At 60.6% G+C, this 24934-nt stretch carries 19 protein-coding genes; 12 read left to right on the plus strand and 7 right to left on the minus strand.

The annotated features are described in order from the left end of the window. From mnmC2 to AC4FAH_RS02625, 3 genes are all read right to left on the minus strand, one after another. Window positions 1-1334: tRNA (5-methylaminomethyl-2-thiouridine)(34)-methyltransferase MnmC2 (gene mnmC2 / locus AC4FAH_RS02615; RefSeq protein WP_490245618.1), on the minus strand; the 1334-nt coding region annotated here is incomplete at its 3' end. Window positions 1335-1646: 312 nt separating this feature from the next. Beyond that, a complete protein-coding gene (locus AC4FAH_RS02620) occupies window positions 1647-1946 on the minus strand; it encodes a YciI family protein (RefSeq protein ID WP_043333710.1) in 300 nt (99 codons plus the stop codon). Then, on the minus strand, window positions 1946-2527 hold the full coding sequence (locus AC4FAH_RS02625) for a septation protein A (protein ID WP_043333711.1): 582 nt from the start codon (window positions 2525-2527) through the stop codon (window positions 1946-1948). The genes AC4FAH_RS02620 and AC4FAH_RS02625 overlap by 1 nt, the downstream gene beginning before the upstream one ends. A 368-nt stretch (window positions 2528-2895) precedes the next feature. Between AC4FAH_RS02625 and AC4FAH_RS02630 the strand changes: the two genes are divergently transcribed. Beyond that, window positions 2896-3756, plus strand: coding sequence for a PHP domain-containing protein (locus AC4FAH_RS02630; RefSeq protein ID WP_131432877.1), 861 nt, complete (start codon window positions 2896-2898; stop codon window positions 3754-3756). A 65-nt stretch (window positions 3757-3821) separates the two neighbouring features. After that, a complete protein-coding gene (locus AC4FAH_RS02635) occupies window positions 3822-4445 on the plus strand; it encodes an L-threonylcarbamoyladenylate synthase (protein WP_054555307.1) in 624 nt (207 codons plus the stop codon). 144 nt (window positions 4446-4589) lie between these two features. Here the strand turns inward: AC4FAH_RS02635 and AC4FAH_RS02640 are convergent, their stop codons facing one another. Together AC4FAH_RS02640 and AC4FAH_RS02645 are read right to left on the minus strand one after the other, a co-directional pair. Next, window positions 4590-5648 carry an ion transporter gene (locus tag AC4FAH_RS02640; RefSeq protein WP_287024342.1) on the minus strand — a complete coding sequence of 353 codons (1059 nt, stop codon included), beginning with the start codon at window positions 5646-5648 and terminating at the stop codon, window positions 4590-4592. Window positions 5649-5799: 151 nt separating this feature from the next. Beyond that, window positions 5800-6810, minus strand: coding sequence for a CYTH domain-containing protein (locus AC4FAH_RS02645; protein WP_175089925.1), 1011 nt, complete (start codon window positions 6808-6810; stop codon window positions 5800-5802). Between the two features lie 475 nt (window positions 6811-7285). Between AC4FAH_RS02645 and AC4FAH_RS02650 the strand changes: the two genes are divergently transcribed. The 6 genes from AC4FAH_RS02650 (at window position 7286) to glrR (ending at window position 15489) form a co-directional block, all read left to right on the plus strand. Continuing rightward, window positions 7286-7966, plus strand: a complete 681-nt coding sequence (locus AC4FAH_RS02650; RefSeq protein WP_043333713.1) for a TIGR00153 family protein — start codon at window positions 7286-7288, stop codon at window positions 7964-7966. Between the two features lie 40 nt (window positions 7967-8006). After that, a complete protein-coding gene (locus AC4FAH_RS02655; RefSeq protein WP_043333714.1) occupies window positions 8007-9290 on the plus strand; it encodes an inorganic phosphate transporter in 1284 nt (427 codons plus the stop codon). A gap of 182 nt (window positions 9291-9472) precedes the next feature. Then, on the plus strand, window positions 9473-10783 hold the full coding sequence (gene argA / locus AC4FAH_RS02660; RefSeq protein WP_043333715.1) for an amino-acid N-acetyltransferase: 1311 nt from the start codon (window positions 9473-9475) through the stop codon (window positions 10781-10783). 1090 nt (window positions 10784-11873) lie between these two features. Then, entirely contained in the window at window positions 11874-13430 is a 1557-nt protein-coding gene (locus tag AC4FAH_RS02665) for a sensor histidine kinase (RefSeq protein WP_175089923.1), read from the plus strand. Between the two features lie 4 nt (window positions 13431-13434). After that, a complete protein-coding gene (locus tag AC4FAH_RS02670) occupies window positions 13435-14001 on the plus strand; it encodes a hypothetical protein (protein WP_052384557.1) in 567 nt (188 codons plus the stop codon). Between the two features lie 120 nt (window positions 14002-14121). Continuing rightward, on the plus strand, window positions 14122-15489 hold the full coding sequence (glrR, locus tag AC4FAH_RS02675; RefSeq protein WP_054555312.1) for a two-component system response regulator GlrR: 1368 nt from the start codon (window positions 14122-14124) through the stop codon (window positions 15487-15489). A gap of 328 nt (window positions 15490-15817) precedes the next feature. On the opposite strand, the gene xseA is transcribed toward glrR, so the two are convergent. Then, complete coding sequence (gene xseA, locus AC4FAH_RS02680) at window positions 15818-17188, minus strand: exodeoxyribonuclease VII large subunit (protein WP_175089921.1); 1371 nt, start codon at window positions 17186-17188, stop codon at window positions 15818-15820. A gap of 410 nt (window positions 17189-17598) precedes the next feature. Between xseA and guaB the strand changes: the two genes are divergently transcribed. The 4 genes from guaB (at window position 17599) to AC4FAH_RS02700 (ending at window position 24388) form a co-directional block, all read left to right on the plus strand. Continuing rightward, a complete protein-coding gene (gene guaB / locus AC4FAH_RS02685; protein WP_131431234.1) occupies window positions 17599-19068 on the plus strand; it encodes an IMP dehydrogenase in 1470 nt (489 codons plus the stop codon). 165 nt (window positions 19069-19233) lie between these two features. Beyond that, window positions 19234-20808 (plus strand): glutamine-hydrolyzing GMP synthase, encoded by a 1575-nt coding sequence (gene guaA, locus AC4FAH_RS02690; RefSeq protein WP_175089919.1) that lies wholly within the window; start codon window positions 19234-19236, stop codon window positions 20806-20808. Window positions 20809-21502: 694 nt separating this feature from the next. Next, entirely contained in the window at window positions 21503-23710 is a 2208-nt protein-coding gene (locus AC4FAH_RS02695) for an SEC-C metal-binding domain-containing protein (protein WP_287020521.1), read from the plus strand. A gap of 519 nt (window positions 23711-24229) precedes the next feature. Further along, window positions 24230-24388, plus strand: a complete 159-nt coding sequence (locus AC4FAH_RS02700) for a hypothetical protein (RefSeq protein ID WP_287020520.1) — start codon at window positions 24230-24232, stop codon at window positions 24386-24388. A gap of 221 nt (window positions 24389-24609) precedes the next feature. Here the strand turns inward: AC4FAH_RS02700 and AC4FAH_RS02705 are convergent. Then, a partial coding sequence (locus AC4FAH_RS02705; RefSeq protein WP_490245617.1) for a hypothetical protein occupies window positions 24610-24934 on the minus strand: 325 nt, incomplete at its 5' end.

Consider the following 24934-nt stretch of genomic DNA (forward strand, 5'->3'; position numbering starts at 1 on the left):
TGGCAGAGCGCGCTGGGGCGCACCCAGCCCGCGACCGGATAGAAGAGGCCGTCGAAGGCGATCTCGCTGCCGGCGATCCGACTGGCCTCACTGGCGCTGACCGGCCTGAGCAGCGCCTCGGGCAGCGGGTGATTGTCGAGGAAGCGTTGCTGGCGCTTGCGCTCACGCTCGCTGGTGGCCAGCTGCAGCACGCCGCTGGCGGACCACAGGGTCTGCTCGGGGTCGAGGCTTGCCAGCCAGCGCCGGCTGTACTGCAGCGCGGCCAGCTGGAAGCGACTGGCGGGGTTGGTCTCGGCGGCCAGCTTGACGTAGAGCGCGCCCTGGCGATTGCCGGAGGCACGCGCGCCGGGGGCTTCGGCATCGATCAGCGTGACCTTCACGCCGCGCCGCGCCAGCGCCTCGGCGCAGCTGGTGCCGGCGATACCGGCGCCGAGTACCGCGACATGCGTCTCGCGAGCGATAGGCGCTGGCTGCGGAGCCTGAGTCCAGGGCTGCTCACGACGCAGCGGATGAAGGGCGCCACGCACCGCGTGCTCTTTCATGGGGGCATGGCCGGACGCGGGTGAGGCATCAAGCCCCATCAGTTCGGCGCGCGCGGCGGCGGTCGGCTCGTCCAGCTCGCCGCAGATCATCTCGCGCTTCATGCCGTGGCCGGGCACCTTGCGCCACACGAAGCCTGCCGCGCGCAGGCCACGCCGCACGAAGCCCGCGGCGGTGAAGGTGGCGAAGGTCGCCGTGGGGCGCGAGACACCCGCCATGGCCGCGAACAGCTCGGGTGACCACATCTGCGGGTTCTTCGACGGCGAGAAGCCATCGAGGAACCAGGCATCCACGCCACCTTCCAGGCGCGACAGGCGCTCCACCGCATCGCCGAAGTGCAGGTCCAGGGTGATGCGCTCATCCAGCCACAGGCGGTGCACGCCGAGGACGGCAGCGGGCCATTGAGCGACCAGCGGCTTCGCCAGTGAGGCGAGATCCGGCCAGGCGGACAGTGCCCGCTCGAGATCCGCGGCGCGCATCGGGTGCTTTTCCACCGAGACGACATGCAGGCGCGCCTCGGCGGGTGCCGTTGCCAGAAAGCGCTGGGCGGCGCACAGGATGTTGAGGCCGGTGCCGAAGCCGGTCTCGCCGATCACGAAGGGGCGCGCTTCCCGCCAGTCACGGAAGCGCTCGCTCAGCCGGTTGCTGTCGAGGAAGACGTGCACGGTCTCGGCGCGGCCATCGTGGATCGAGAAGTACACATCGCCGTAATCGGTGGCCTGTGGCGCGGTGTCGTCCCACTCGAGCTGTGCCTCCTCCAATGCCGCCAGTGGTGCCAGTGGCACGTCCGGCACTACGCCGGGCGCCGTGACCGGCTCGATCGCGCTCGGTGGCGTTGTGGCAGGCTTGCGTGCCGCGGTGGCCGGGGCTTGCTGCGGCGAAGTCTTCCGGGCTGACGAGGCGGCCTGATCAGGAGCTGACTGGCCGGGAGCGGGCTGGCGGGGGGAGGAAGGGTGGTCGTTCACGGGCATTCCTGGCAGGAGGTCGAGCGGGAGAGCAGCACAGCGAGACAGCGGCAGAGCAAGGCCTGCAACGCAGACGACGGACAGCCAGGCTGTCCGTCGTCTGTGAGAAACCGCCGGTCAGATGACCGGTCGGGTGCCGGGCTAGGGCAGGGTCTGCTTGAAGGGCTTCACTTCGGCGCTTTCATAGACACCGGCGATGACGAAGGGATCGGCATCGGCCCACTTCTGGGCGTCTTCGAGGGAATCGAACTCGGCGATGATGACGCTGCCGCTGAAGCCGGCTTCGCCCGGAGCTTCGCTGTCGATGGCCGGGTTGGGGCCGGCGATGACCAGACGACCGGCGGCGTGCAGCGCCTCCAGACGTGCCAGATGCGGCGGACGCGCCGCCATGCGTGCTTCGAGGCTACCTTCGACGTCCTGACAGACAATGGAGTAGAGCATCACGAATCATCCTTTTGAGAATTGGTCGAGGAAGCGTTCTCTTCCTGAGGGGCCTGCACCATGTGACGGGACAGGTAGACGCCCTGAACGATGACGAACAGCAGTGTCAGACCGAGCATGCCGAACAGCTTGAAGTCGACCCAGATGTCTTCCGAATAGTGACTGAAGACGTAGATGTTGAGGCCGCCCATGGCGAGGAAGAATACCACCCAGGCTAGATTGAGGCGGTGCCAGATGGGGCGCGGCAGCTGAATCGCCTTTTCCATCATGCGCTCCACCAGCGGCTTGCCACCGAACAGCGGCGACAGCAGGAAGGCGACGGCGAACAGCCAGTTGACCACGGTGGGCTTCCACTGGATGAAGGAGCTGTTGCCGAACAGCACGGTCGCGCCACCCAGAACGACGACCAGCGCCAGGGTGACCAGCTGCATCTTCTCGACGCGCTTGTGGCGCCAATAGATGTACAGCACCTGCGCGAGGGTCGCGGGAATCAACACGGCGGTAGCCATGATCATGTCGCCAGTCATCTTGTAGACGGCGAAGAAGATCACGATCGGCAGAAAGTCGAGCAACATCTTCATGGGTAATGCGCACTCCTGAACACGACGACGCAGCCGTCGGGAAGGCAAGGGCCTGTGCGAGTGGTATCCTGTCTGACACCAGCGGCGCACCCCTGCCTGCATGTGCTCATTCTGCCGCCATTGCTGCCTGCTGACAAAGCCCCTGTGTGTCCGGGCTCGCATCGCAGCCAATACTGCCCGACGTCTGGCCCGCTGGATCGCCTGCATCTCAGGCATCGCGTGGCACAGACGTTCATCCCGAGAGGTTCCCCGTGTCCGACGTTCTGTCCGACTCTTCGCCGATTTCCGCATCCCGCAAGCCGATCGAGTTTCGCCCGCTGCCGGAGCGCTTCGATTCCGATATCGAGGTGCCGGACATCGACCTGCACATGCACTCCACCGCCTCCGATGGCGGCATGGCACCGACAGAGCTGGTGGCACTGGCCGCGCGGCGCGGTCTGTCACGCATGTCACTGACCGATCACGACAGCATGGAAGGCATCTTCGAGGCCCAGCAGGCCGCCCGCGCCGAGGGAATCTCGTTGCTGCCCGGCTGTGAGCTGTCGGTCCGCTGGCGCAACCAGACCATCCACATCGTGGCGTTGATGCCCGAGGGCGCCGGCGATGCACTGAGTGCCGGCCTCAAGCAGCAGCACGAGGCGCGTGAGCGACGCAGCCACGAGATCGCCACGCGCATGGAAAAGCTCGGGCTCGAGAATGCCTTCGAGCGCGCCCGGGAACAGGCCACGCTGAGTGGCTCAGGCGACCGCCCGCTGTCACGCCCGGATTTCGCCCGCGCGCTGGTCGAGGCCGGGATTGCACGCAACCTGCAGGACGCCTTCAAGCGGCACCTGGGCGCAGGCCAGAAAGGTGACGTCAAGGCGCACTGGCCGGAGATGGAAGAGGCGGTGGGCTGGGTGCGTGCCGATGGTGGCATCGCCGTGATGGCGCACCCGATGCGCTACAAGCTGACGCGCACCAAGCGTGGCGAGCTGCTGCGTGACTTCATTGCCGCCGGCGGTGAAGGCGCGGAGCTGGTCAGCGGCTTCCAGAATATCGATCGCGCGCGTGACCTGGCGCGTCAGCTCGATGAGCTGGGTCTCTACGCCTCCGTCGGCAGTGACTTCCACTTCCCCGGCGGCCCGCTGGCGCCCGGCAGCATGAGTCCGCCGCCCCGCACCAAGGTGCCGCCCGTGTGGTGTCATCCGCGCATCGCGCCCTTTTTTGCGGCCGACGCTGCCTCCATGTGATATCAAGAGATCACCGTGACGCCAGTCCGCCTGCCGGGCTGGCGCCCAGACGCAAGGAGCACCGCATGGGACAGTTCTTCCAGATTCATCCCGAAAATCCCCAGAAACGCCTCATCGATCAGGCCGTCGCCATCATCCAGCAGGGTGGCGTGATTGCCTATCCGACCGACTCCGGCTACGCGCTGGGCTGTCATCTGGGCGAGAAGAAGGCCATCGAGCGCATCAAGCGCCTGCGTCAGCTGGACGACAAGCACAACTTCACCCTGGTGTGTTCTGACCTGTCGGAAATCGGCACCTACGCCAAGGTCGACAACGCCATCTTCCGCCTGCTCAAGAGTCACACGCCGGGCGCCTATACCTTCATCCTGCAGGCGACTTCCGAAGTGCCGCGCCTGCTGCTGCATCCCAAGCGTCGCTCCATCGGCGTGCGCGTGCCGGACCACGCCATCACCCACGCCCTGCTGGAAACCCATCGCGAACCGCTGATGAGCGTGACGCTGATCCCGCCGGGCGAGGAGTTGCCGATGACGGACGCCGAAGAGATTCGCGAGCGCTTCGGACACGCGCTGGATCTGGTCATCGACGGTGGCGCCTGCAGCTTCGAGACCACCAGTGTGGTGGACCTGCGCGAGCTGCCGCCGGTGATCGTGCGCGAAGGGCGCGGCGATATCTCGAGCTTCACGGAGTGATCGCGACAGCGTAGCGCTTCACGGCGCTGACATCGCCTTGCCATACGAAGACGCCCCCGGACCTTGCGGTCGCGGGGGCGTTGTCATTTCCGAGGCGTTGTCATTTCCGAGGCGTTGTCGTGTGCTGAGTGATTCTCGGCTTCGTCAGCTGCGGTCGTGGTCGGGAGGCCCGCTATCGGGAGGCCCGCTATCGGGAGGTTCTGGCTGATCGTCCGATGGGGTTTCTGCGTCAGGCGCAGATTCGGGCTCCGGTTCTGTCTCAGGCTCAGGCTCCGGTTCTGGCTCGCGCGGGTCGCGGGTGTCCTCGTCCAGCCAGGTGCCGCAGAACTTGCAGTACTTGGCGTTGCGATCATGGCCCTCACGACCACAGCCCGGGCAGGCTTCGTCGCTGGTCTGCTGCATGCGCAGGCCGTTGAGAACCTCGGCCGAGAACACCCCGGTGGGCACGGCGAGAATCGAGTAGCCGAGAATCATCATCAGCGCCGAGATGAACTGCCCCAGCGGCGTGATGGGCGCGATGTCGCCATAGCCCACCGTCGTCAGCGTCACCACGCCCCAGTAGAGCGCCTTGGGGATGGAGGTGAAGCCGGCCTCGGGCGGCTCGATCAGATAGATCAGAGCGCCGAACACCGTGACGATGCTGAGCACGGTGATGAAGAACAGCAGGATCTTGCGCCGGCTGCGCGTCATGGCCTCGACCAGCATGCGGCCCTCGCCGACGAAGGCCATCAGGCGCAACACGCGGAACAGGCGCAGCACACGCAGCACGCGTACCACCAGCAGGGCCTGGGCGCCCGGAATCAGCAGCGACAGCCAGGTGGGCGCGATCGACAGCAGGTCGAGCACGCCGTAGAAGCCCTTGGCCCAGGTGCCGGGATGCTTCAGGCAGTAGAGGCGGACGGCGTATTCCAGCGTGAAGATGATCGTGAAGCCCCACTCCATGATGCGGAACAGCTCGCCGTATTGCGCATTCAGCGAGGGCACGCTGTCGAGCATCACCACGGCGACACTGGCGAAGATCATCAGGATCAGGCCGATATCGAAGGCCTTGGCCGCCTTGGTGTCGGATTCGAAGATCCAATGGAACAGCCGCGCGCGCAGGCGGCCCGTCGCGGGCTCGTAGTCGCTGGGGTGCGAGGGTGTCGCTGGGGGGCTTTGCGGCGTGCTGCCATATTCATTGGCAGGGCCCTGGCGTTCAGGCATGCAGGCTTCCTTGACGGGCGTGACGACGCCGGATGAATGTCAGGGCGTATCGGGGATGTCTCAGTGTGTGACCTTCAGTGACTGCCCGGCCGTTGTCCATCAGCCAGTGGTCTAGCGCCTGGCGGCTGGGCAGTCAGTGTCGTGCCGAGAGTCAGCCGCGCAGCGTCGCGAGCAGTGACAGGCTGTGTTGGCCGAAGTCGCGAGTCGCCCAGTCCTGTGAGGCGTCGCCGTCGCTGCTTTCCAGCGCCTCGACCAGCGCCACCGCATGGATATGGCCGGGATGCTGGCTGGCGGCCAGCCGTGATGCAAGGGCCGACAGGGCGGCCAACGCATGCGCGTGCCACCTGAGGTCGTCTTTCGCCTGACGGTCGGCGTGGGCATCGAGTGCATCGATGGCGGCGGACAGCAGCGCGCCGGGGTCAGCGGTATCCAACGTCTTCTCATGCCATTCGCCATCCCGCAGCGCCGCGCCGCGCTTGGCCTTGCTGGCATCCGCCGGGCGCAGTGCCAGGCGGCTGGCCAGTGAATCCGCCAGCTGCCAGAGCACGCCTTCTCTCACCTCGGGGGCGAGTTCTTCGCCGCCGGTCAGCTCGAGCTCGATCTCCTGGATGGCCACTTCGCGACCACTGGCCTTCACCGCGCCCAGGTCCAGCGCCATCTCGACGCCGACGGTGACCTGCTCGTCGCTCACATTCGCGTCGCTGCGTGTCGCCTTGACGTCGATCTGCCAGGCATGACGCTCGAAATCGGTGCTGAAGCTGGGCGCGAGTGCACTCAGCAGCTGCTCGCGGGCGCCGTCTTCCAGCGCCTGCAAGGGCGGCAGGTCACGCAGGCCGTCGAGGTCGAGGCCGGTCTGGCCCTCGGGCAGCTCCCACTCCCATTCGCCGCGAGAATGCAGTCCGCCATGGCTCTCGCCGCTGGTCTTGAGCGTCTGGCGCAGGGCGCCCGTGCTGTCGGCATCCTCACCGCTCTGGCGCAGACGCAGCGCCATGCGCGCGCGCTCCAGCGCATGCTCGGGGGTGTCGAAGTAGGTGTTGGCCAGCCAGCGCCGCCTGGGGATGACCGTTGCCAGTTCTGCAATGCTCGCCAGTGTCTCCAGGATGGCATCGCGATCAATGACGGGTTGAGACAGTGCCAGTTTGAGTTCGATTTCTTGCGCCATGATGGGCACTCCCTGTACGGATGAAAGAAGACAGATGCTGACGGATGAGGATGACAGCGGCGCCAGGACCGCAGAGCCTCCGGCAAGCGTGGTGCATGGTGGTGAAGGCTCGTGTGTCTCATGCTCGCGCCTGGCCCGCGGCAAGGCAAGCACGGGGAGGGCGGAAGGGCATGCCGGATATCGGCCTGTCGGCAGAATCACACTTATATGACAGCATGATGACATTGAAGTGACAGCAATTGCCTGTCGTCACGTCCTTGGTTATATTACGAACAGTGGATAAAGCCAGCGACCACGGGTCCTGCCGCTACATGACAATCTCTCTTCTGGAATCCTTCGTGTTCCCCCGTACTGCCGCTGTTGTTGCGTAAATGACAACAGCATGGCGGTATCATGACGTTACGATGAAAGTTATGTGATCGTCACAAAGGCTTTGCTACACTCCGCGCGTCAATCCTTAACGCCGACGGCCACTATGGTAACGACCAACCCTTTCTCTTCGATGTTCGGGCGCTCGCCTTTCAAGGCGCTGCACACCCACATCATCAAGACCGACGAGTGCGCCCAGCACTTGCTGACCTTCTTCGACGCCTGCGAGCAGGGTGATTGGGAGCAGGCAGCCAGCATCCGCAAGACCATCAGTGGTCTGGAGCGTGAAGCGGACGAGTTGAAGACGCAGCTGCGTCTCAACCTGCCCAACTCGCTGTTCCTGCCGGTCTCGCGCTCCGACCTTCTCGAGCTGATCCATGTCCAGGATTCCATCGCGAATGTCACCAAGGACATCGCCGGGATCATGCTGGGTCGTCATATGCAGATACCCACCGCACTGGTGCCCGCCATGCGTGAGTATCTCAAGACTGCGGTCGAATCGGTCTGCCAGGCGCGTCGTGCGTTGGGTGAACTGGAAGACCTCGTCGAGTCCGGTTTCGGGCGCAACATGAGCGAGCTGGTCGACAAGCTGATCAACGAGCTGCATGAGCTCGAGAAACAGTCCGACGAACAGCAGATCGCCATCCGCCAGACCCTGTTCTCGCTGGAAGCCAGTCTCCCGCCCGTCGATGTGATCTTCCTCTACAAGATCATCGATTGGGTCGGCGATGTGGCTGACCAAGCGGAAAAGGTCGGTACCCGACTGCAGATCCTGATGGCGCGCTGAGCGCCATCAGGACGTCCTGCCATCTGTCCAAGAGTCTTCTATGTCCATCATTGCTCAATACGGCGATGTGCTCGTCATTCTTGCCTGTCTGTTCGGTTTCTTCATGGCATGGGGTGTGGGTGCGAATGACGTCGCCAATGCCATGGGAACCTCGGTAGGTTCCAAGGCGATCACCATCAAGCAGGCGATCATCATCGCCGTGATCTTCGAATTCCTCGGTGCCTGGCTTGCCGGTGGTGAGGTGACTGACACCATCCGCAAGGGCATCATCGACCCGTCACTGCTGATCGAGAATCCGCAGTTCCTGGTCTACGGCATGCTGGCCTCGCTGCTGGCCGCCGGTATCTGGCTGCTGATCGCTTCCATGAAGGGCTGGCCGGTCTCGACCACCCACTCCATCGTCGGCGCCATCGTCGGCTTCTCCGCTGCGGGTCTGGGCGTGGATGCCGTCGAATGGACCAAGGTCGGTCAGATCGCGGCCTCCTGGCTGGTCTCGCCGCTGCTGGCGGGCTCCATCGCCTTCGTGCTGTTCAAGTCCGTGCAGACGCTGATCTTCGACAACGAAGACCCGTTCGCGGCCGCCAAGCGCTACGTGCCGATGTACATGTTCCTGGTCGGCTTCATCATCTCGATGGTGACCATGGTCAAGGGCCTCAAGCATGTCGGCCTGCACCTGAGCTTCGAATCCAGCCTGCTGCTGGCCGTCGTCATCGGCGCCATCGTGATGGGTATCGGCGTGCTGATGGAGCGCAAGGTCGCGCGTTCACGCCTCAAGGAGAAGAATCGCGCCACCGGTGACGACTTCGACTTCAGCGGCGTCGAGAAGGTATTCGGCCTGCTGATGATGTTCACCGCCTGTGCGATGGCCTTCGCCCACGGCTCCAACGACGTGGCCAATGCGGTCGGTCCGCTGGCGGCCATCATCAGCGTCGTCGACTCTGCCGGTCAGATCGGCGCCAAGGCGAGCATGCCGTGGTGGGTCCTCGTGCTGGGTGGCGGCGGTATCGTCGTCGGCCTGGTCACCTATGGTCGTCGCGTCATCGCAACCGTCGGCACCGGCATTACCGAGCTGACGCCGTCACGCGGCTTCGCGGCCACGCTGGCCGCCGCCTCGACCGTCGTGCTGGCCTCCGGTACCGGCCTGCCGATCTCCACCACCCACACCCTGGTCGGTGCGGTGCTGGGGGTGGGTCTGGCGCGCGGCATGGCAGCGCTCAACCTGCGCGTGATCGGCACCATCGTGATGTCCTGGCTGATCACTCTGCCGGCCGGCGCGATCCTGTCGATCCTGTTCTTCTTCATGTTCAAGGGCATGTTCGGCTAAGCCGACGCATGATCCAGAGCTGAATTGGAAAAACGAGAAAGGCGACCTTCGGGTCGCCTTTCTCGTGTCTGACACATGGATGTCAGGGGGCACCGCTCGCCGTGCAGGCTGCGGCGCTGATATGATGATTCATGGGCATGCCTGACATGCCATTTTCCCTCTCTCCTGCCCGGAGCTGGCTCTTGAACACGCGTTTCCCCTTCGCGGACTGGTTTCGCAACTCCTCTCCCTATATCAATGCCCATCGCGGCCGTACCTTCGTCATTCTGATCGAGGGCGATGCCCTGTCCTCGTCACGACGAACGCAGTTGATACAGGATCTGGCGTTGCTGCATACCCTCGGCGTGAAGCTGGTGGTGGTGTTCGGGGTGCGCCCGCAGGTGGCCGAGGCGTTGCAGGCTGCCGGTATCGAGGCGGACCGCCATCAGGGCCGCTGGGTGGTGACGCGCGAGATTCTCGGCCATCTGGAGCAGCAGGTCGCCACGCTGCGTCTGCGTCTTGAGGCCAGTCTGTCCCAGGGGCTGCCCAATACGCCGCTGCATGGCGTGGAGCTCTCTGCCGTCTCCGGCAATCTGGTGATGGCCAAGCCGCTGGGGGTGCGTCATGGCGTCGACTTCCTGCATGGTGGCGAGGTGCGCCGGGTGCGCAGCGAGGCGATCCAGGGGCTGCTCTCGCAGCAGGCCATCGTCGTGCTGCCACCGCTGGGCTATTCCAGCACCGGCGAGGTGTTCGATCTGGACGCCGCTGAGGTCGCCGAACACGCCGCCGTGGCGCTGGCCGCTGACAAGCTGATCCTGCTTGGCGAAGGGGAGGGCCTGTTCGGCGAAGATGGTGAGCTGCTGCGTCAGCTCAATCCGGAGGAAGCCGCGCTGATGGCGCCGCCCCGCGATGACGACAGCGAGCTGTCGCGCCATCTGGCCGCTGCCTGTGGCGCCGCACGTCGCGGCGTCGGGCGCACTCACCTGTTGAGCTGGCGCGACCGTGATGCCCTGCTGGGCGAGCTGTTCACCCGTGACGGCATCGGCACCATGATCACGCGTCAGGGCTATGAGCAGCTGCGCAAGGCGCGCCTCGAGGATGTCGGTGGCCTGCTGGCGCTGCTGGGGCCGCTGGAGCAGCGTGGCATCCTGGTGGCCCGCTCGCGGGAGCGTCTCGAACATGAGATCGACGACTATGTGGTGTTGGAGCGCGATGGCATGGTCATCGGGTGTGCGGCACTGCACCTCAGCCGTGACGCCGCCATGGGCGAGCTGGCCTGCGTGGCCGTGCATGATGACTATCGCCGCGGACAGCGCGGCGAGCAGCTGCTGGCCGAGATCGAGCTGCGCGCGCGTCGCGCCGGCGTCGAGCGTCTGTATGCGCTGACGACCCATACCGTCCACTGGTTCATCGAGCACGGTTTCGTGTCGGCTGGCCTGCAAGACCTGCCGCCCATGCGTCGCGAGGCCTACAACTCGGCGCGCAACTCCAAGGTATTGCTCAAGTCGCTCTAGTCACACCTCGCTTGCCTGCCAGTGTGAATCGCCCAGAGAACACCCGCTGATGACCTTCCTCGATGAGGGCTGATCAGCGGGTGTTCTTGCGTAGGTGTCGCAGTTTTCCCCCACCCCTTGCGGGATTGTCTTGCAAAGGAGACGTTTCAAGGCATTGATTCAAAAGGGAAAAATAGCATGCCCCCGTATATGTGTTGGCAAATCGCGACGAATCGGCCAGTAAAACACGACTCTGTGTGCCGTCCTGGGCAACATTGGCATGCCTGTCGTCGTTATCGTAATTTCAAGTCATTGTTTTGTAATGTGTTTTCGCGTTTATGGCACGCCTTTGGCAATAGGTACCGTGAGCAAGAGATATGAGGTGCATCACCGGCCCTTTCTCTGGCCTTCCAGCGATGACGGTACTCACTACCCTGTGCGCTCCGTGATCGCTGACAGGCCAAGCGTCTGCTCCACGCGATGTGTGACTTCAGGTTGCGATGAGACAGGTACGGCCCCTGGTGGGCATGGACAGTATCTTGAGGGCAAGGACGCCCGGGCAAGGATGCCCGAAACCGATGCGGTAGCCGGAGAGATTGGCTGCCGTCATCCCCGAATTGACGATCGAGGCGAGCAAGTCGGCAAGCCATCCGACTCGATCATCCACATTGCGATGTGTTGCCCCCTGCTTCACATCCGATAGGGAGCGCGGACGCTGTCCGGCGTGAACGTCAACTGACCTGGAACGACCACTAGGTGACGTTCTTTTCTCCCGGGACTGACAGGCAGACCACCTGTCAGACCCGCCAATCACGTAGTGCCTCTGGTCTCCAGGTACCAGAGGCACCACGTGATGACTGACCCTTCAGTTCCCTGCGTACTTGGGGCCGGCTATGCCGGCCCTCTTTTTTTGTGCGTCTAGCGCTGAATGGCCAACAATTTCATGCGAAACGTTGCCAATGGGGCGGTTTGTCTCGTGGCGGCGTAATGATTTGAATAAGAGTCATATTTATTAACGAACTGGCAACCGCGATGGACGCTGGTGAACTCTGGTATTCTAGGAAGACGTGATTCGATGATGACCACCCCTTTCTTGCATAGAGTTCTTTCCATGGCCTCCACAGTGTCACGACGCTGGCGTCCCCGCTCGCTGCCGCAGCTGGTTCTGATGGCATTTCTGGTGGTGATGCTGCCGATTGCCGTGCTCATGTTTCAAGCAGGGCAGGCGCTGTCGGAGTTGTCGGAACTGGCGGATGTCAGTGCCCGCCAGGCCGTCGACCAGACCCGCCGCGCCCGCACGCTGACCAATCTCGCCGTCGAGATGGAGCGTAGCGCCCGCCAGTACGCCGTGCTGGAAAATCCCGATCTGATGAAGATCTACGCCGACAAGGCCAACAGCTTCCGCACCTTGCTGGATGAGCAGGCGCGCCTGTTGGGCGAGGGTGACCCCCGCGTCAGCGAGTTGAAGGCGACGCTGTCACAGCTCGAGCGCATGCCCGAGATGAGCGTCGACCAGGTCAGTCGCCATCTGGAAGACTTCGGGCCCTTCTCGATCCAGGCCAGCGGCCTGCTCAACTCCACGCGTGAACTCGTCGATGCGCGTATCGAAGGCATCCGCGCCCGCGCCTCCCAGGTCAAGAATCAGCTGTGGTGGCAGACCGCCGCGCTGGTCTCCATCAGTCTGCTGTTGATGCTGTTCTTCACCTGGCTGATCATCCGTCCCATCCGGCAGCTGGAGCGCCGCATCAATGGCCTGGGCAGCGGCACCGACAGCGAGCGACCCATCGTCATCAAGGGGCCGGCGGAGCTGGTGCAGCTGGGCGAGCGCCTCAACTGGCTGTCGACGCGTCTTGATGAGCTCGAGGAGCAGAAGCAGCAGTTCCTGCGTCACATGTCGCATGAGCTCAAGACCCCGCTGGCCAGCATCCGTGAAGGCACCGGCCTGCTGATCGACGAGGTCGCCGGGCCGCTGAGTCCGCACCAGACCGAGATTCTTGGCCTGCTGGATGACTCCAGCAAGGAATTGCAGAAGCTGATCGAGCAACTCCTCGACTACAATCTGCTGCAGCACAATCAGGGCCTCGAACAGAGCCGCTTCGATGTGCATGAAGTGTTCAAGGAAGTGCTGGCAAAACATCGCCTGGCACTGGAAAAGAAAGGCATGCGCGTGCATCTTCCGCCTGCCAGCCTCAGTTGGGAGGCGGACAGGCCGCGTACCGGGCGTATTCTCGACAACCTGATCTCCAATGCCATCGCCTACGGCGAAGACAGCGGTGACCTGTGGTTGAGAGCCCGCAAGGAGCGTCGCAAGCTGATCATCGAAGTCGCCAACAGCGGTGAACCCATCGCCGCCCAGGACCGTGACCACCTGTTCAAGCCCTTCTATCAGGGCGCGGTGAAGCGCAAGGGCCCGCTCAAGGGCTCGGGCATCGGTCTCTCGGTCGCCGCTGACAGCGCCCGCGCCCAATTTGGTCAATTGGCGCTGGTGGATGACCCCAAGGCGGATGTCTGCTTCCGGCTGACATTGTCGACACCGAGTCGCTCGCTGACGTCAGGGGAAGGCAGCGAGCATGAACCGCAGGCAGACAGGGATGCCGCCGGAGCGGATCAGCAGTCCACACCACATGAAATGGCGTCATTGAACGCCATCAAGCACGCAAGGAACTGAAGTGATGAAGGGTCAACGACTACTGATGCGCCTGGCTGCAGGCGTGTTGCTCAGTACGCTTAGCGCCTGTGGCGCCCTGACCAATATCACCATGCCGGGCAGCGAGCCGGAAGTGGTCAGCCCGAGTGTGCGGGAGAGCTGCTATGGCGCCGGCGACCTGCCGGACTTCACCGGCGAGGACTGCCTGCTGGATGAATGGGTCGCCTTCGCGCTGCAGGCCCAGCGTGGCAACAGCGGCTGGCGTGAAAGCACCCTGTTGCAGCTGGAAGGCAACCGCCACGACCGTCGCCTCGCGCGTGCCATCGTGCTCAGCTGGGGCGATGAATCGGACTGGGAGCTGGCCTCCGACCTCTACAAGGCGGACCTGCCCACCGCCCCGAGCCGCCTGCAGCCGCTGCTTCGTCAGTGGCTCAATGGCCTCGAGGAGCGTCGCGGTCTGATCGCCGAGCGTGACAAGAATGACGGTGCCCGTCGCAAGCTCAGCGCCGAGAACGCCCAGCTGACCAAGAAGCTGGAAGCCTTGACGGCCATCGAAGAATCAATCAATTCGCGCCGCCAGAGCACGCCCTGAGCCATCAGAGGCAGACTCTGGCCACGACCCTGTCACTCAATCCCCGCGATTGCATGACGCAAGACTGTGCGGCCCCGACGTCGATGTCCCAGGCCCTCGGGTGTCGCAAGGAGAGTTAGTGTGAAATACGCACAAGCGCATATTCTGCTCGTCGATGATGATGCGAGCCTGCTCAAGCTGCTCGGCATGCGTCTCGAAAGCCGTGGCTTCAAGGTCACGACGGCCAGCAGTGGCCGCGAGGCGCTCAGCCGTCTCGAAGCCGCACGTCCAGACCTGGTCCTGTCCGACCTGCGCATGGATGAAATGGATGGCATGGCCCTGTTCGGTGAGCTGCAGAAGCGTCAGCCGGGCATGCCGGTCATCCTGCTGACCGCACACGGCTCCATCCCTGATGCCGTCAGTGCTACCCGTCAAGGCGTGTTCAGCTTCCTGACCAAGCCGGTCGACAAGGACGAGCTGTTCGCCGCCATCGATGAGGCGCTGGCCCAGGCGCCGCCCGTAAAGGAGGGTGACGATGCCTGGCGCGCTGGCATCATCACTCGCTCCCCGCAGATGGAGCAGATTCTCGAGCAGGCGCGCATGGTAGCGGCATCCGATGTCAGCGTGCTGGTCACCGGCCCGTCCGGTTCGGGCAAGGAGCTGATGGCCAAGGCCATCCACAACGCCAGCCCGCGCGCCTCGCGTCCCTTCGTCGCCATCAACTGTGGCGCGCTGCCGGAGCAGCTGCTGGAAAGCGAGCTGTTCGGTCACGCCAAGGGCTCGTTCACCGGCGCGGTCAGCGCCCACCAGGGCCTGTTCCAGGCGGCGGACGGCGGCACCCTGTTCCTCGACGAGATCGGCGACATGCCGCTGGCGCTGCAGGTCAAGCTGCTGCGTGCCCTGCAGGAACGTCAGATCCGCCCGCTGGGCTCCACCACCTCGGTGCCCATCGACGTGCGCATCATCTCCGCCACGCACCGCAATCTCGACAAGGCGATGCATGACGGCGACTTCCGCGAAGACCTCTACTACCGCCTCAACGTGGTCAATCTGAAGCTGCCCGCCCTGCGCGAGCGTGCCGAGGATGTGCCGCTGCTGGCCAAGTATCTGATCAGTCAGGCCGCCGCGCGCCACAAGCCGTTCGTGAAGGGCTTCTCGCCGGAAGCGCTCAACCTGCTGGCCTCCAGTGCCTGGCCGGGCAACGTGCGTCAGCTGGTCAACGTGGTCGAGCAGTGTGTCGCGCTCACCAGCTCCTCGATGATTCCGGAAGCGCTGGTCTCCCAGGCGCTGGCCGCGGAAGAGAACGCCTTGCCGTCCTTCTCCGAGGCACGTGCCGGTTTCGAGCGCAGCTACCTGATCAAGGTGCTGAAGATCACCGAAGGCAACGTGACCCAGGCGGCGCGTATCGCCGGGCGTAACCGCACCGACTTCTACAAGCTGCTGGGACGTCATGATCTGGAGCCGGGCGTGTTCAAGCCGGGTGCCGAGCAGGGTCCGCCTGATTTTTGATCTAGCGCGCCCGGAGCTGCGCGAAGGGCGTAAGGTCAGAAGCGATCCAACGCGTCCGAAGCCACGCGAAAGGCATGAGGTCAAAAGCGGCCCGGCGCCGTGCAGAAGATCAGGGTCAAAAGCGATCCAGCGCGTCCGAAGCCGCGCGAAGGGCGAAAGGTCAAAAGCGATCCAGCGCACCACTTCTTGCAAGCTCACGCGCGTAAAGCGTGAGATCACAAGCGGCTGGGTGTGTCGGACGTGAAGCGCCCATGAAAAAGCCCCGTTACCGGTTCAGGTAGCGGGGCTTTTTTCGTCTTGGTCTCGTCATGCCGAGGCAAGATAGGGCTCAGGGGCGCGGCTTGTAGCGGCGTTTGACCTCGACGGCGAGGCGGCCTTCGCCGAGGCGGATCGAGAGCATCTCGCCGGGCTGGGTCTGGTGGGCGGCGCGAATCACCTTGCTGTCGCCGGGGGCTTGCGTCTGGCTGGTGCCGACGCGCTCGACGATGGCGTAGCCACGGTTGAGCACATTGAGCGGGCTGACCGCATTCAGCGCGCGCATCGCGCCTTCCAGGCGCTCACGATCAGCGGCCAGGCGACGTGGCAGAGCGTTGTTGAGGCGCGGGGTCAACATCGCCAGTTGCTGACGATGGCGCTGGATGTCGCGCGCGGGGCTGGCCTGCTGTAGGCGGCGGGTCAGCTGATCGGCCTTCTGCTGCTCACTGGTCATGCGCATGCGCACTGCGGTGTGCAGGCGGCGTTCCAGCTCGCGGGCACGCTGGCGCTGGGTTTCCAGCTCACGGGCCGGATGACGCAGGCGCGAACGGGCGTGATCCAGACGCTGCGCCGCCTGATCGAGACGGGCCCGCTGCGCGCGCCACAGACGCTGCTTGAGGCCGGTCAGTTGCTGCACCTGGGCGCGTTGGTCCGGGTACAGCGCCTCGGCTGCAGCGGAGGGCGTCGGCGCGCGCAGGTCGGCGGCCAGTTCCGCCAGGGTGGTGTCGGTCTCGTGGCCGATGGCGGCGACGACAGGCAGGCGCGAGTGGAAGATGGCACGCGCCAGATGCTGGTCATTGAAGGCCCACAGGTCTTCCAGGCTGCCGCCGCCACGCGTGATCAGCAGCGCATCACAGTCGCTGTCGCGATTGGCCATCGCCACCGCGCGAATCAGTTGCGGCACCGCCTGCGGCCCCTGCACGGCGACTGGCAACACGCTCAGATGCGCCTGCGGCCAACGCTTGCGCGTCACCGCGATCACATCCTGCAGCGCAGCGCCGGTCGCGGAGGTGATCACGCCCAGATGGCGCGGCGGATGGGGCAGGGCGCGCTGATTGGCGAACACGCCCTCGGCCGCCAGTTGCTCCCTCAGGCGTGCCAGTCGCGCCAGCCACTCCCCCAGCCCCGCCTGCTGCAACGCCTCGACGATCAGCTGATAGTCGCCACGCGCCTCGAACAGCGACACCTTGGCGCGTACCCGCACCCGATCACCGTCCTTGGGCTTCTCGCGCAGAAACTGGGCACGGCTCTTGAACAGCGCACAGCGCACCTGGGCGTTGTCATCCTTGAGCGTGAAGTAGCAGTGGCCGGAGCGCGGCTGCGAAAAGCCCGAGATCTCCCCCTCGATCCAGAGCTCCCCCAGGCCTCGCTCCAGCAGGCCCTTGGCCTCGCGGTTGAGCTGGGTCACGCTGATGGCGTTGGCGGCAGACGAGGTTTCGAACACGCGACATTCCTTGTGCTGGAGCTGACGGGGAGCTCGTGTCAGGGCGACTATTGAAGCTGGTGAAGAGAACAAGACAATGATGCCACAGGCGAGAAGCGAGAGACGATCCAAAGCGTCCCATGCGCTGCGCTGGGCGGCACCCAGTGAGGCTCGGCTCTGGCAAGGTGACTCACCGCCCGCCAGCCCGCAGGCCGCGCCATCCGTGGCTTTAGTTGACCAGATGGTTAGTGTCGCCGGGACGTGAAGTTGCGAGTTTGATAGCCTGCGACGTTTGTCTCGGGCGGGGCGAATGGGTTATCATGGGTGATTACCTCGCAGCAACCGCTAGAACCGTAGTCATGGCGCCTGTCCATCGGGCCCTGCACTGCGGCTTTCGCGCATCCCTCATAAACTGCTACTGGGCGTTCGACATGCTACGTATAGCGCAAGAAGCTCTGACGTTTGATGACGTTCTTCTCGTCCCCGGCTACTCCGAGGTCCTCCCCAAGGACGTCAGCCTGAGATCACGTCTCACACGCGACATCAGCGTCAATATCCCGCTTATCTCCTCTGCGATGGATACCGTCACCGAAGCTCGCCTGGCCATCGCCATGGCGCAGGAAGGTGGTGTCGGCATCATCCACAAGAGCATGAGCATCGCCCAGCAGGCCGCGGAAGTCCGCAAGGTCAAGAAGCACGAAAGCGTCATCGTGCGTGACCCGGTCACTGTCAGCCCGAAGGCCAAGATCCAGGATCTGCTGGCAATGTCCGAGGAGCATGGCTACTCCGGCTTCCCGGTGGTCGAGGGTGAATACCTGGTCGGCATCGTGACCGGTCGCGACATGCGCTTCCAGCCTGACTTCAGCGATACCGTCGCCGGCATCATGACCGGCCGCGAGAAGCTGGTCACCGTGCTGGAAGGCACGCCGCTGGACCAGATCAAGGCCAAGCTGCAGGAAAGCCGCATCGAGAAGATGCCGATCGTCGATGACGAATTCCGCCTGCGCGGCCTCGTCACCGTTCGCGACATCGAGAAGGTCAAGACCTACCCGAACGCGGCGAAGGACAGCAACGGCAGCCTGCTGGTCGGCGCCGCCGTCGGCACCGGCCCGGAAACCCCGGACCGCGTCGCTGCACTGGCCGAAGCCGGCGTTGACGTCATCGTCGTCGACACCGCTCACGGTCACTCCAAGGGCGTGATCGACCGCGTCGCCTGGGTCAAGGAGCACCACCCGAAGATTCAGGTCATCGGTGGCAACATCGCGACCGCTGAAGCCGCCATCGCCCTGGCAGAAGCCGGCGCAGACGGCGTCAAGGTCGGCATCGGCCCGGGTTCCATCTGCACCACGCGTATCGTCGCCGGTGTCGGTGTGCCGCAGATGAGCGCCGTCGCCAACGTCGCGGCCGCCATGGCCAAGTACGACGTGCCGGTCATCGCCGATGGCGGTATCCGTTTCTCCGGTGACATCGCCAAGGCCATCGCCGCAGGCGCCAGCATCGTCATGATCGGCGGTCTGCTCGCCGGGACGGAAGAAGCCCCGGGCGAAGTCGAGCTGTTCCAGGGTCGTACCTACAAGGCGTATCGCGGCATGGGTTCCATGGGCGCCATGTCCCAGACCCAGGGTTCCAGCGACCGTTACTTCCAGGACAAGAATGCCGGCGTCGAGAAGCTGGTACCGGAAGGCATCGAAGGCCGCGTGCCCTACAAGGGCATGATGAGCGCCATCGTGCACCAGCTGATGGGCGGCCTGCGTGCCTCCATGGGCTACACCGGTAGCCAGACCATCGAAGAGATGCGCACCGTGCCGCAATTCGTGCAGATCACCGGTGCCGGCTTCGCCGAATCCCACGTCCACGACGTGCAGATCACCAAGGAAGCGCCCAACTATCGGCGCGACTGATACATAGCGAAGCGCGACGCAAAGCGGGAGCCCAACACGGGTTCCCGCTTTGCTTGGGTCGAACGAACTTTCGGTATCGGCTACCCTCGACGCCAGATTGTTTCGGCCCTGCGCTCCCTCGCAGCTCCGAAGCGGGTCTCACGACTCCCCAATGAGAGACTGAAGATGCAAGACATCCATTCCCACAAGATCCTGATCCTCGATTTCGGTTCCCAGTACACACAGCTGATCGCGCGTCGCGTGCGTGAGCTGGGCGTGTTCTCCGAGGTGCGTGCCTTCGACATCACCGAAGAAGAGATCCGCGAGTACAACCCCAACGGCATCATCCTGGCCGGTGGCCCGGAATCCGTCACCGAGCTGGACTCGCCGCGTGCGCCTGAGTGCGTGTTCGAGATGGGTCTGCCGGTGTTCGGCATCTGTTACGGCATGCAGACCATGGCCGAGCAGCTCGGCGGCAAGGTCGAAGGCTCCAACGTGCGCGAATTTGGCTATGCCCAGATTCGTGTCGATGGTGAGTCCGCGCTGTTCAAGGACATCAAGGACCACCTGGACGACGAAGGCCGCCCGCTGCTCGACGTCTGGATGAGTCACGGTGACAAGGTCGCGAAAGTCCCGGAGACCTTCACCGTCACCGCCTCCACCCCGAGCTGCCCGATCGCCGCCATGGCGTGGGAAGAGAAGCAGTTCTATGGCGTGCAGTTCCACCCGGAAGTCACCCACACCCTGCAGGGCCAGCGCATCCTCGAGCACTTCGTGATCGAGATCTGCCAGTCCGAGCGTCTGTGGACTCCGGCCAAGATCATCGAAGACCTCACGGATCGCGTTCGCGCTCAGGTCGGTGACCGCAAGGTGCTGCTCGGCCTGTCCGGTGGTGTCGACTCCTCCGTGGTCGCGGCGCTGCTGCACAAGGCCATCGGCGACCAGCTGACCTGCGTCTTCGTCGACAACGGCCTGCTGCGCAAGAATGAAGGCGACCAGGTCATGGAAACCTTCTCTCGCCACATGGGCGTGAAGGTCATCCGTGTTGACGCTGAAGACCTCTTCCTCGGCAAGCTGGCTGGCGTCAGCGATCCGGAAGCCAAGCGCAAGGCCATCGGCAACACCTTCATCGAAGTGTTCGATGCCGAAGCCGCCAAGCTCAAGGATGTCGACTTCCTCGCCCAGGGCACCATCTACCCGGACGTGATCGAATCCGCCGCCAGCAAGACCGGCAAGTCCCACGTCATCAAGTCCCACCACAATGTCGGCGGCCTGCCGGACGACATGAAGATGGAACTGGTCGAGCCGCTGCGCGAACTGTTCAAGGACGAAGTCCGCAAGGTCGGCCTCGAACTCGGCCTGCCCTACGACATGGTCTACCGTCACCCCTTCCCGGGGCCGGGTCTGGGCGTGCGTATCCTCGGTGAAGTGAAGAAGGAATACGCGGATATCCTGCGTGAAGCCGACGCCATCTTCATCGAAGAACTGCACAACTTCGACTGGTACCACAAGACCAGCCAGGCGTTCGCCGTCTTCCTGCCGGTCAAGTCCGTCGGCGTCGTCGGCGATGGCCGCCGTTACGAGTGGGTCATCGGCATCCGTGCCGTCGAGACCGTCGACTTCATGACGGCCCGCTGGGCGCACCTGCCGTATGAGCTGCTGGAGAAGGTCTCCAACCGCATCATCAACGAGCTGGAGCACGTCTCGCGCGTCACCTATGACGTCAGCAGCAAGCCGCCGGCCACCATCGAGTGGGAATGATCGTCTGACGATCCCCCCTCGCTGAGCTGACGCAGCGTTCTGTCGAGACGGTCTCTTGAATTGATCGAGACGAGAACGCAGCAAGCAAAAAGCCCTTCTGGCCATTGGCCGGAAGGGCTTTTTTTGTGGGCACGATTCAGGAAACGCTTACCGCCTCGTTTACTCCAGCTCGGCTCACTCCTGCTTGGCTGGCGCCTGCCTGGCCTTGCGCAGATCGAGCCGTATGCCGTGGGCGGAGTGGAAGTAGCCGAAGTTCGCCATCCTGCGTGCTTCGCCGTCCGGTGTCTGCCATTCGACTTCGGCGTGGTGGTTGCACAGCTCTGGACACTGCCCGAAGATGGAAGCCATCGCCGACAGAATGGAGGTATTCCAAAACAGGTTGGCCGGGCGTGCTATAAGGACATGACGAAATCAGTCGATCAAATCGACAAAATGAGACGCTGGCCGTTTGGCCGACGTAAGTAGTTAGAAAGCATACAGGACGGTGATGGTGCACCGGCCCGCATTTTCACATACATCAAACCGATTATGGTGAAGCTGTAAATTGTTTCTAAATAGAAACTGGTTTGTATTATTTCTGTAACCCCGCGGCTATTAATTAAAATAGTTAATGAAAAGCAAGGCCTTCTTCGAATTGATATTCTTCAGTATGTGTTAAATTGAGTATAATTAATCACGCAAATCACGGGCCACTATGAGAACTGAGCAAGAAATTTTTAATGAACTAGAGGTAATTGCTGCCCAAGAAGGTTTCTGGGAAGTTATAGCCTTTTTCTGTTGGAAAGACACTTTTATTCATTTGTCTGGTGAAAAGTTGGACGCTGAAGCCTTCGCACAGACATTTGATAGAACTCGTTTATCCAGAACTGAGATTTCAACACTCTTTGGTTTAGCGTGTAAGAGAGGATTCAGCGATAATCAACTGAGCTCAGATGAATTAAAAGAAAGAGCAGAACATGTCTGGCGTCTTCTCGATGAATTACATCATAGTTTTTATCCACCACTAGACTTTGTTACCTTGTCTGAAAAAATTGGTTCCAATGATGGTAATGATATCCCTGATTTTGGTGAGTTCATGCGTGAACTAGACCCAAACAGAGATAAAAATCACTTTATGCGAGAAGCTATTTTTTACGGAGGGGATGGGGTTTTTAAGCATCAATATAGAGATTTAGCCAAGCGTAGATATTCTCTTGATGAGGATTGGATTGAGGCAAATAAAGGGTTCAAAATCTCTCAAGCAGTTGATGTTATTTCGGCTATAGAACAAATTCAACTAGAAAAATACAATCAGTTAGCCTCTTCAGCAAAAAGCTGGCCATTGCCATACCACTTGCCTATATTCATTTTTACTACCTCTGAAGTTGTAACACGAAGTGATTTAGGCGAAGAGGTTGTCGAGGCTGTGATCGCAGCTTTATCAGCCAAGCCTGAAGAAGGAATGAAGTGCTTTAAATCTGTGGATGATTTTAATCATAGGAATGCGTTTCCTATAATAAAAATTGGTGAAGACACCTTCGTCAGTTTTCAAGCCTACAGTTTATGGGGAGCTCTTTATGAAAGCCCATTCTTTTGGTTTAACGAAGACAAAGCTTACAAGTCTATTGCAAGCAAACACAGAGGTGCTTTTACTGAGGATTTTACCGCTGAACGCCTAGCTTTAGTATTTGGCAAAGAGAATGTATTAACCAATATCGATATCTTTGATGGTAAAGGCAAAGCTGGCGAAATTGACGTTTTAGTCACATTTGGTCGTTTCGCGATAGTAGTGCAAGCCAAGTCCAAGAAGCTCACTATTGAAGCTCGTAAAGGTAAAAGTCAGCAACTTGAAGATGATTTTAAGAAAGCGATACAAGACGCCTATGACCAAGCTGACTTGTGTAGTCAACTATTGCAAAAAGAAGGCTATATTTTTAAAGACGAATTTGGCAAAGAAGTTAATATTCAATCAGATTTCAAGACGATATTTCCTGTTTGTATCGTATCAGATCACTTCCCAGCTCTTGCTGCCCAAGCTCGGCACTTTCTGAAATATAAAACAACCAATGCAATAAAACACCCTTATGTGATGGATGTGTTTTTAATGGATATGATTACAGAAATGTTGCCATCTCCTCTTTGGGTTATCGACTATCTTAATAAACGGAGTGACTATGGTGATTCAATTCTTTCTAATCATGAACTAGTAATTCTTTCAACTTACATTAAGCAAAACTTATACTTTGAGGAAGATCCAGCGCTAGTTATGCTTGACGATGATATTTCCACAGATCTTGAATTAGCCATGCTAGCCAGAAGAGATGGTCATGATGGACCAAAAACCCCTGAAGGTTTTCTCACATTTCATAGAAAGTCTCATGTTGGAAAGATTATCAATGATATTGAGTTTTCGGCAGATTATTATCTTCAGAAGCTAGGGTTACACCTCCTATCTATGAGTGGTGATAGTATCGATCTACTCAATATAGCAATTTCAAAGATGATTGCTCAATTTAAAAAAGATCATCATCACCATGATATATCTCTTCCCTTGTTAGAGGAGAAAACTGGTTTAACTGTCCATTGCAATGAAGATGACAATGGTACTGCCTATAAAAGACTGGTTACACATTGTGAGAAGCGAAGATACACATGCAAAGCAGAATCTTGGGTTGGATGTTGTTTTAGCCCAACTAAAGCTAAGCTCCGATTTTCTTCATACCACGAAGGCAAGTGGAGCCAATCAGATGAAATGGATAGGTTAGTTGCGGATCTAAAGCCTATTTCACCAGAGCATCACATAGAAGACGTAAGAAAAATTTCCTTTGGTAAGCAGCCGCAGATAGAAGGTAGAAAAGTTGGAAGAAATGAACCTTGCCCATGCGGCAGTGGTAAGAAATATAAACGATGCTGTATATCTTAATTATGATTTAGTAGTAAAAATCCAGTCGTTTGTTAGCCTCGCATTCATCGCGAGGCTTAGTCGTATTAAATCTGCTTATTGATTGAAAGAGTATATAAAGTCCATCTTGGGGAAAAGTGTATTTTGGGTTTTAGTAACAAGAGTCAATACCGCTTACTTTGATTCGATATTTAGGTTGCGTTCTTTAGGTTGCGTTATTTGGTTGAAGATTTGCTCGGTAATACCGGAGTGTTACTTGGAGTTTTTTGTTGTCACCTCGACGTTGATCTGGTTTGCCAGTAGACTTGTCTATTGATGATGGTCTTGGTTTCAAATCCATGATTTGACCCTTTTATTTAAGAAGGTTAATCTTGGCTGTATAATTTTTGTGCAGTATTGATGGCTTTCAAGATGTGTATGAAAATTAATACAAAAATATTCCCAAGGTCTATTGCTGGTAACTCATGATTTGGTGCGTTTTAAAAATGTACTGCGACAAGTTGGAAGTACAAGATGGATAGAATTACCTCGGGACCACGAATGCTTACTGTTGAAGAGAGGCAAGAGCTTCGTCGTGACATGGCAGAATCGTCAGCTTGGGCCAAAGCTGAACTAAAACGTCGACGAGCTGGAAATAATCAAAAAAATTTTGAGCATGGTATAGATGATGGTATCGAGAAAGGTGGCCTTTCTAACTAGCTGTTATTTCGATGTATTTTCTGCTCATTGATGTTCGAGTGGGAATGATCGCCTGACGATCACCCCTCGCTGAGCTGACGCAGCGTTTCGTCCTGACGGTCTCTTGAACTGATCGAGACGAGAACGCAGCAAGCAAAAAGCCCTTCTGGCCATTGGCCGGAAGGGCTTTTTTGTGGGCGCGATTCAGGAAACGCTTACCGCCTTGTTTACTCCAGCTCGGCTCATTCCTGCTTGGCTGGCGCCTGCCTGGCCTTGCTCAGGTCGAGCCGGACACCGTGGGCGGAGTGGAAGAAGCCGAAGTCGGCCATCAGGCGGGTGTCGCCTGCGGGAGTTTGCCATTCGACTTCGGCGCGGTGATTGCGGACTTCGTGCATCACGGCGTCGTATTTCAGCAGCAGTGAGTCCGGTTCGGCTTCCTCGGTCTTCACATCCCATTGTGTGACGACCAGCAGGTAGTCGCCGAGTTGTGGCTGATAGGTAGAGGTGAGATGCGCCTCGGTGAGCGTCAGCGGCAGCGCGTCGCCGTCCTTGGAGAGCGCCAAGTGC

The sequence above is a fragment of the Cobetia sp. genome (assembly GCF_983723665.1).

What these genes read in the sequence shown, in the direction of transcription:
- AC4FAH_RS02620 (WP_043333710.1), bottom strand. Translation starts at nt 1,946, where the DNA reads ATGCTCTACTCCATTGTCTGTCAGGACGTCGAAGGTAGCCTCGAAGCA.
- AC4FAH_RS02625 (WP_043333711.1), bottom strand. Translation starts at nt 2,527, where the DNA reads ATGAAGATGTTGCTCGACTTTCTGCCGATCGTGATCTTCTTCGCCGTC.
- AC4FAH_RS02630 (WP_131432877.1), top strand. Translation starts at nt 2,896, where the DNA reads ATGCACTCCACCGCCTCCGATGGCGGCATGGCACCGACAGAGCTGGTG.
- AC4FAH_RS02635 (WP_054555307.1), top strand. Translation starts at nt 3,822, where the DNA reads ATGGGACAGTTCTTCCAGATTCATCCCGAAAATCCCCAGAAACGCCTC.
- AC4FAH_RS02640 (WP_287024342.1), bottom strand. Translation starts at nt 5,648, where the DNA reads ATGCCTGAACGCCAGGGCCCTGCCAATGAATATGGCAGCACGCCGCAA.
- AC4FAH_RS02645 (WP_175089925.1), bottom strand. Translation starts at nt 6,810, where the DNA reads ATGGCGCAAGAAATCGAACTCAAACTGGCACTGTCTCAACCCGTCATT.
- AC4FAH_RS02650 (WP_043333713.1), top strand. Translation starts at nt 7,286, where the DNA reads ATGGTAACGACCAACCCTTTCTCTTCGATGTTCGGGCGCTCGCCTTTC.
- AC4FAH_RS02655 (WP_043333714.1), top strand. Translation starts at nt 8,007, where the DNA reads ATGTCCATCATTGCTCAATACGGCGATGTGCTCGTCATTCTTGCCTGT.
- AC4FAH_RS02665 (WP_175089923.1), top strand. Translation starts at nt 11,874, where the DNA reads ATGGCCTCCACAGTGTCACGACGCTGGCGTCCCCGCTCGCTGCCGCAG.
- AC4FAH_RS02670 (WP_052384557.1), top strand. Translation starts at nt 13,435, where the DNA reads ATGAAGGGTCAACGACTACTGATGCGCCTGGCTGCAGGCGTGTTGCTC.
- guaB (WP_131431234.1), top strand. Translation starts at nt 17,599, where the DNA reads ATGCTACGTATAGCGCAAGAAGCTCTGACGTTTGATGACGTTCTTCTC.
- guaA (WP_175089919.1), top strand. Translation starts at nt 19,234, where the DNA reads ATGCAAGACATCCATTCCCACAAGATCCTGATCCTCGATTTCGGTTCC.
- AC4FAH_RS02695 (WP_287020521.1), top strand. Translation starts at nt 21,503, where the DNA reads ATGAGAACTGAGCAAGAAATTTTTAATGAACTAGAGGTAATTGCTGCC.
- AC4FAH_RS02700 (WP_287020520.1), top strand. Translation starts at nt 24,230, where the DNA reads ATGCTTACTGTTGAAGAGAGGCAAGAGCTTCGTCGTGACATGGCAGAA.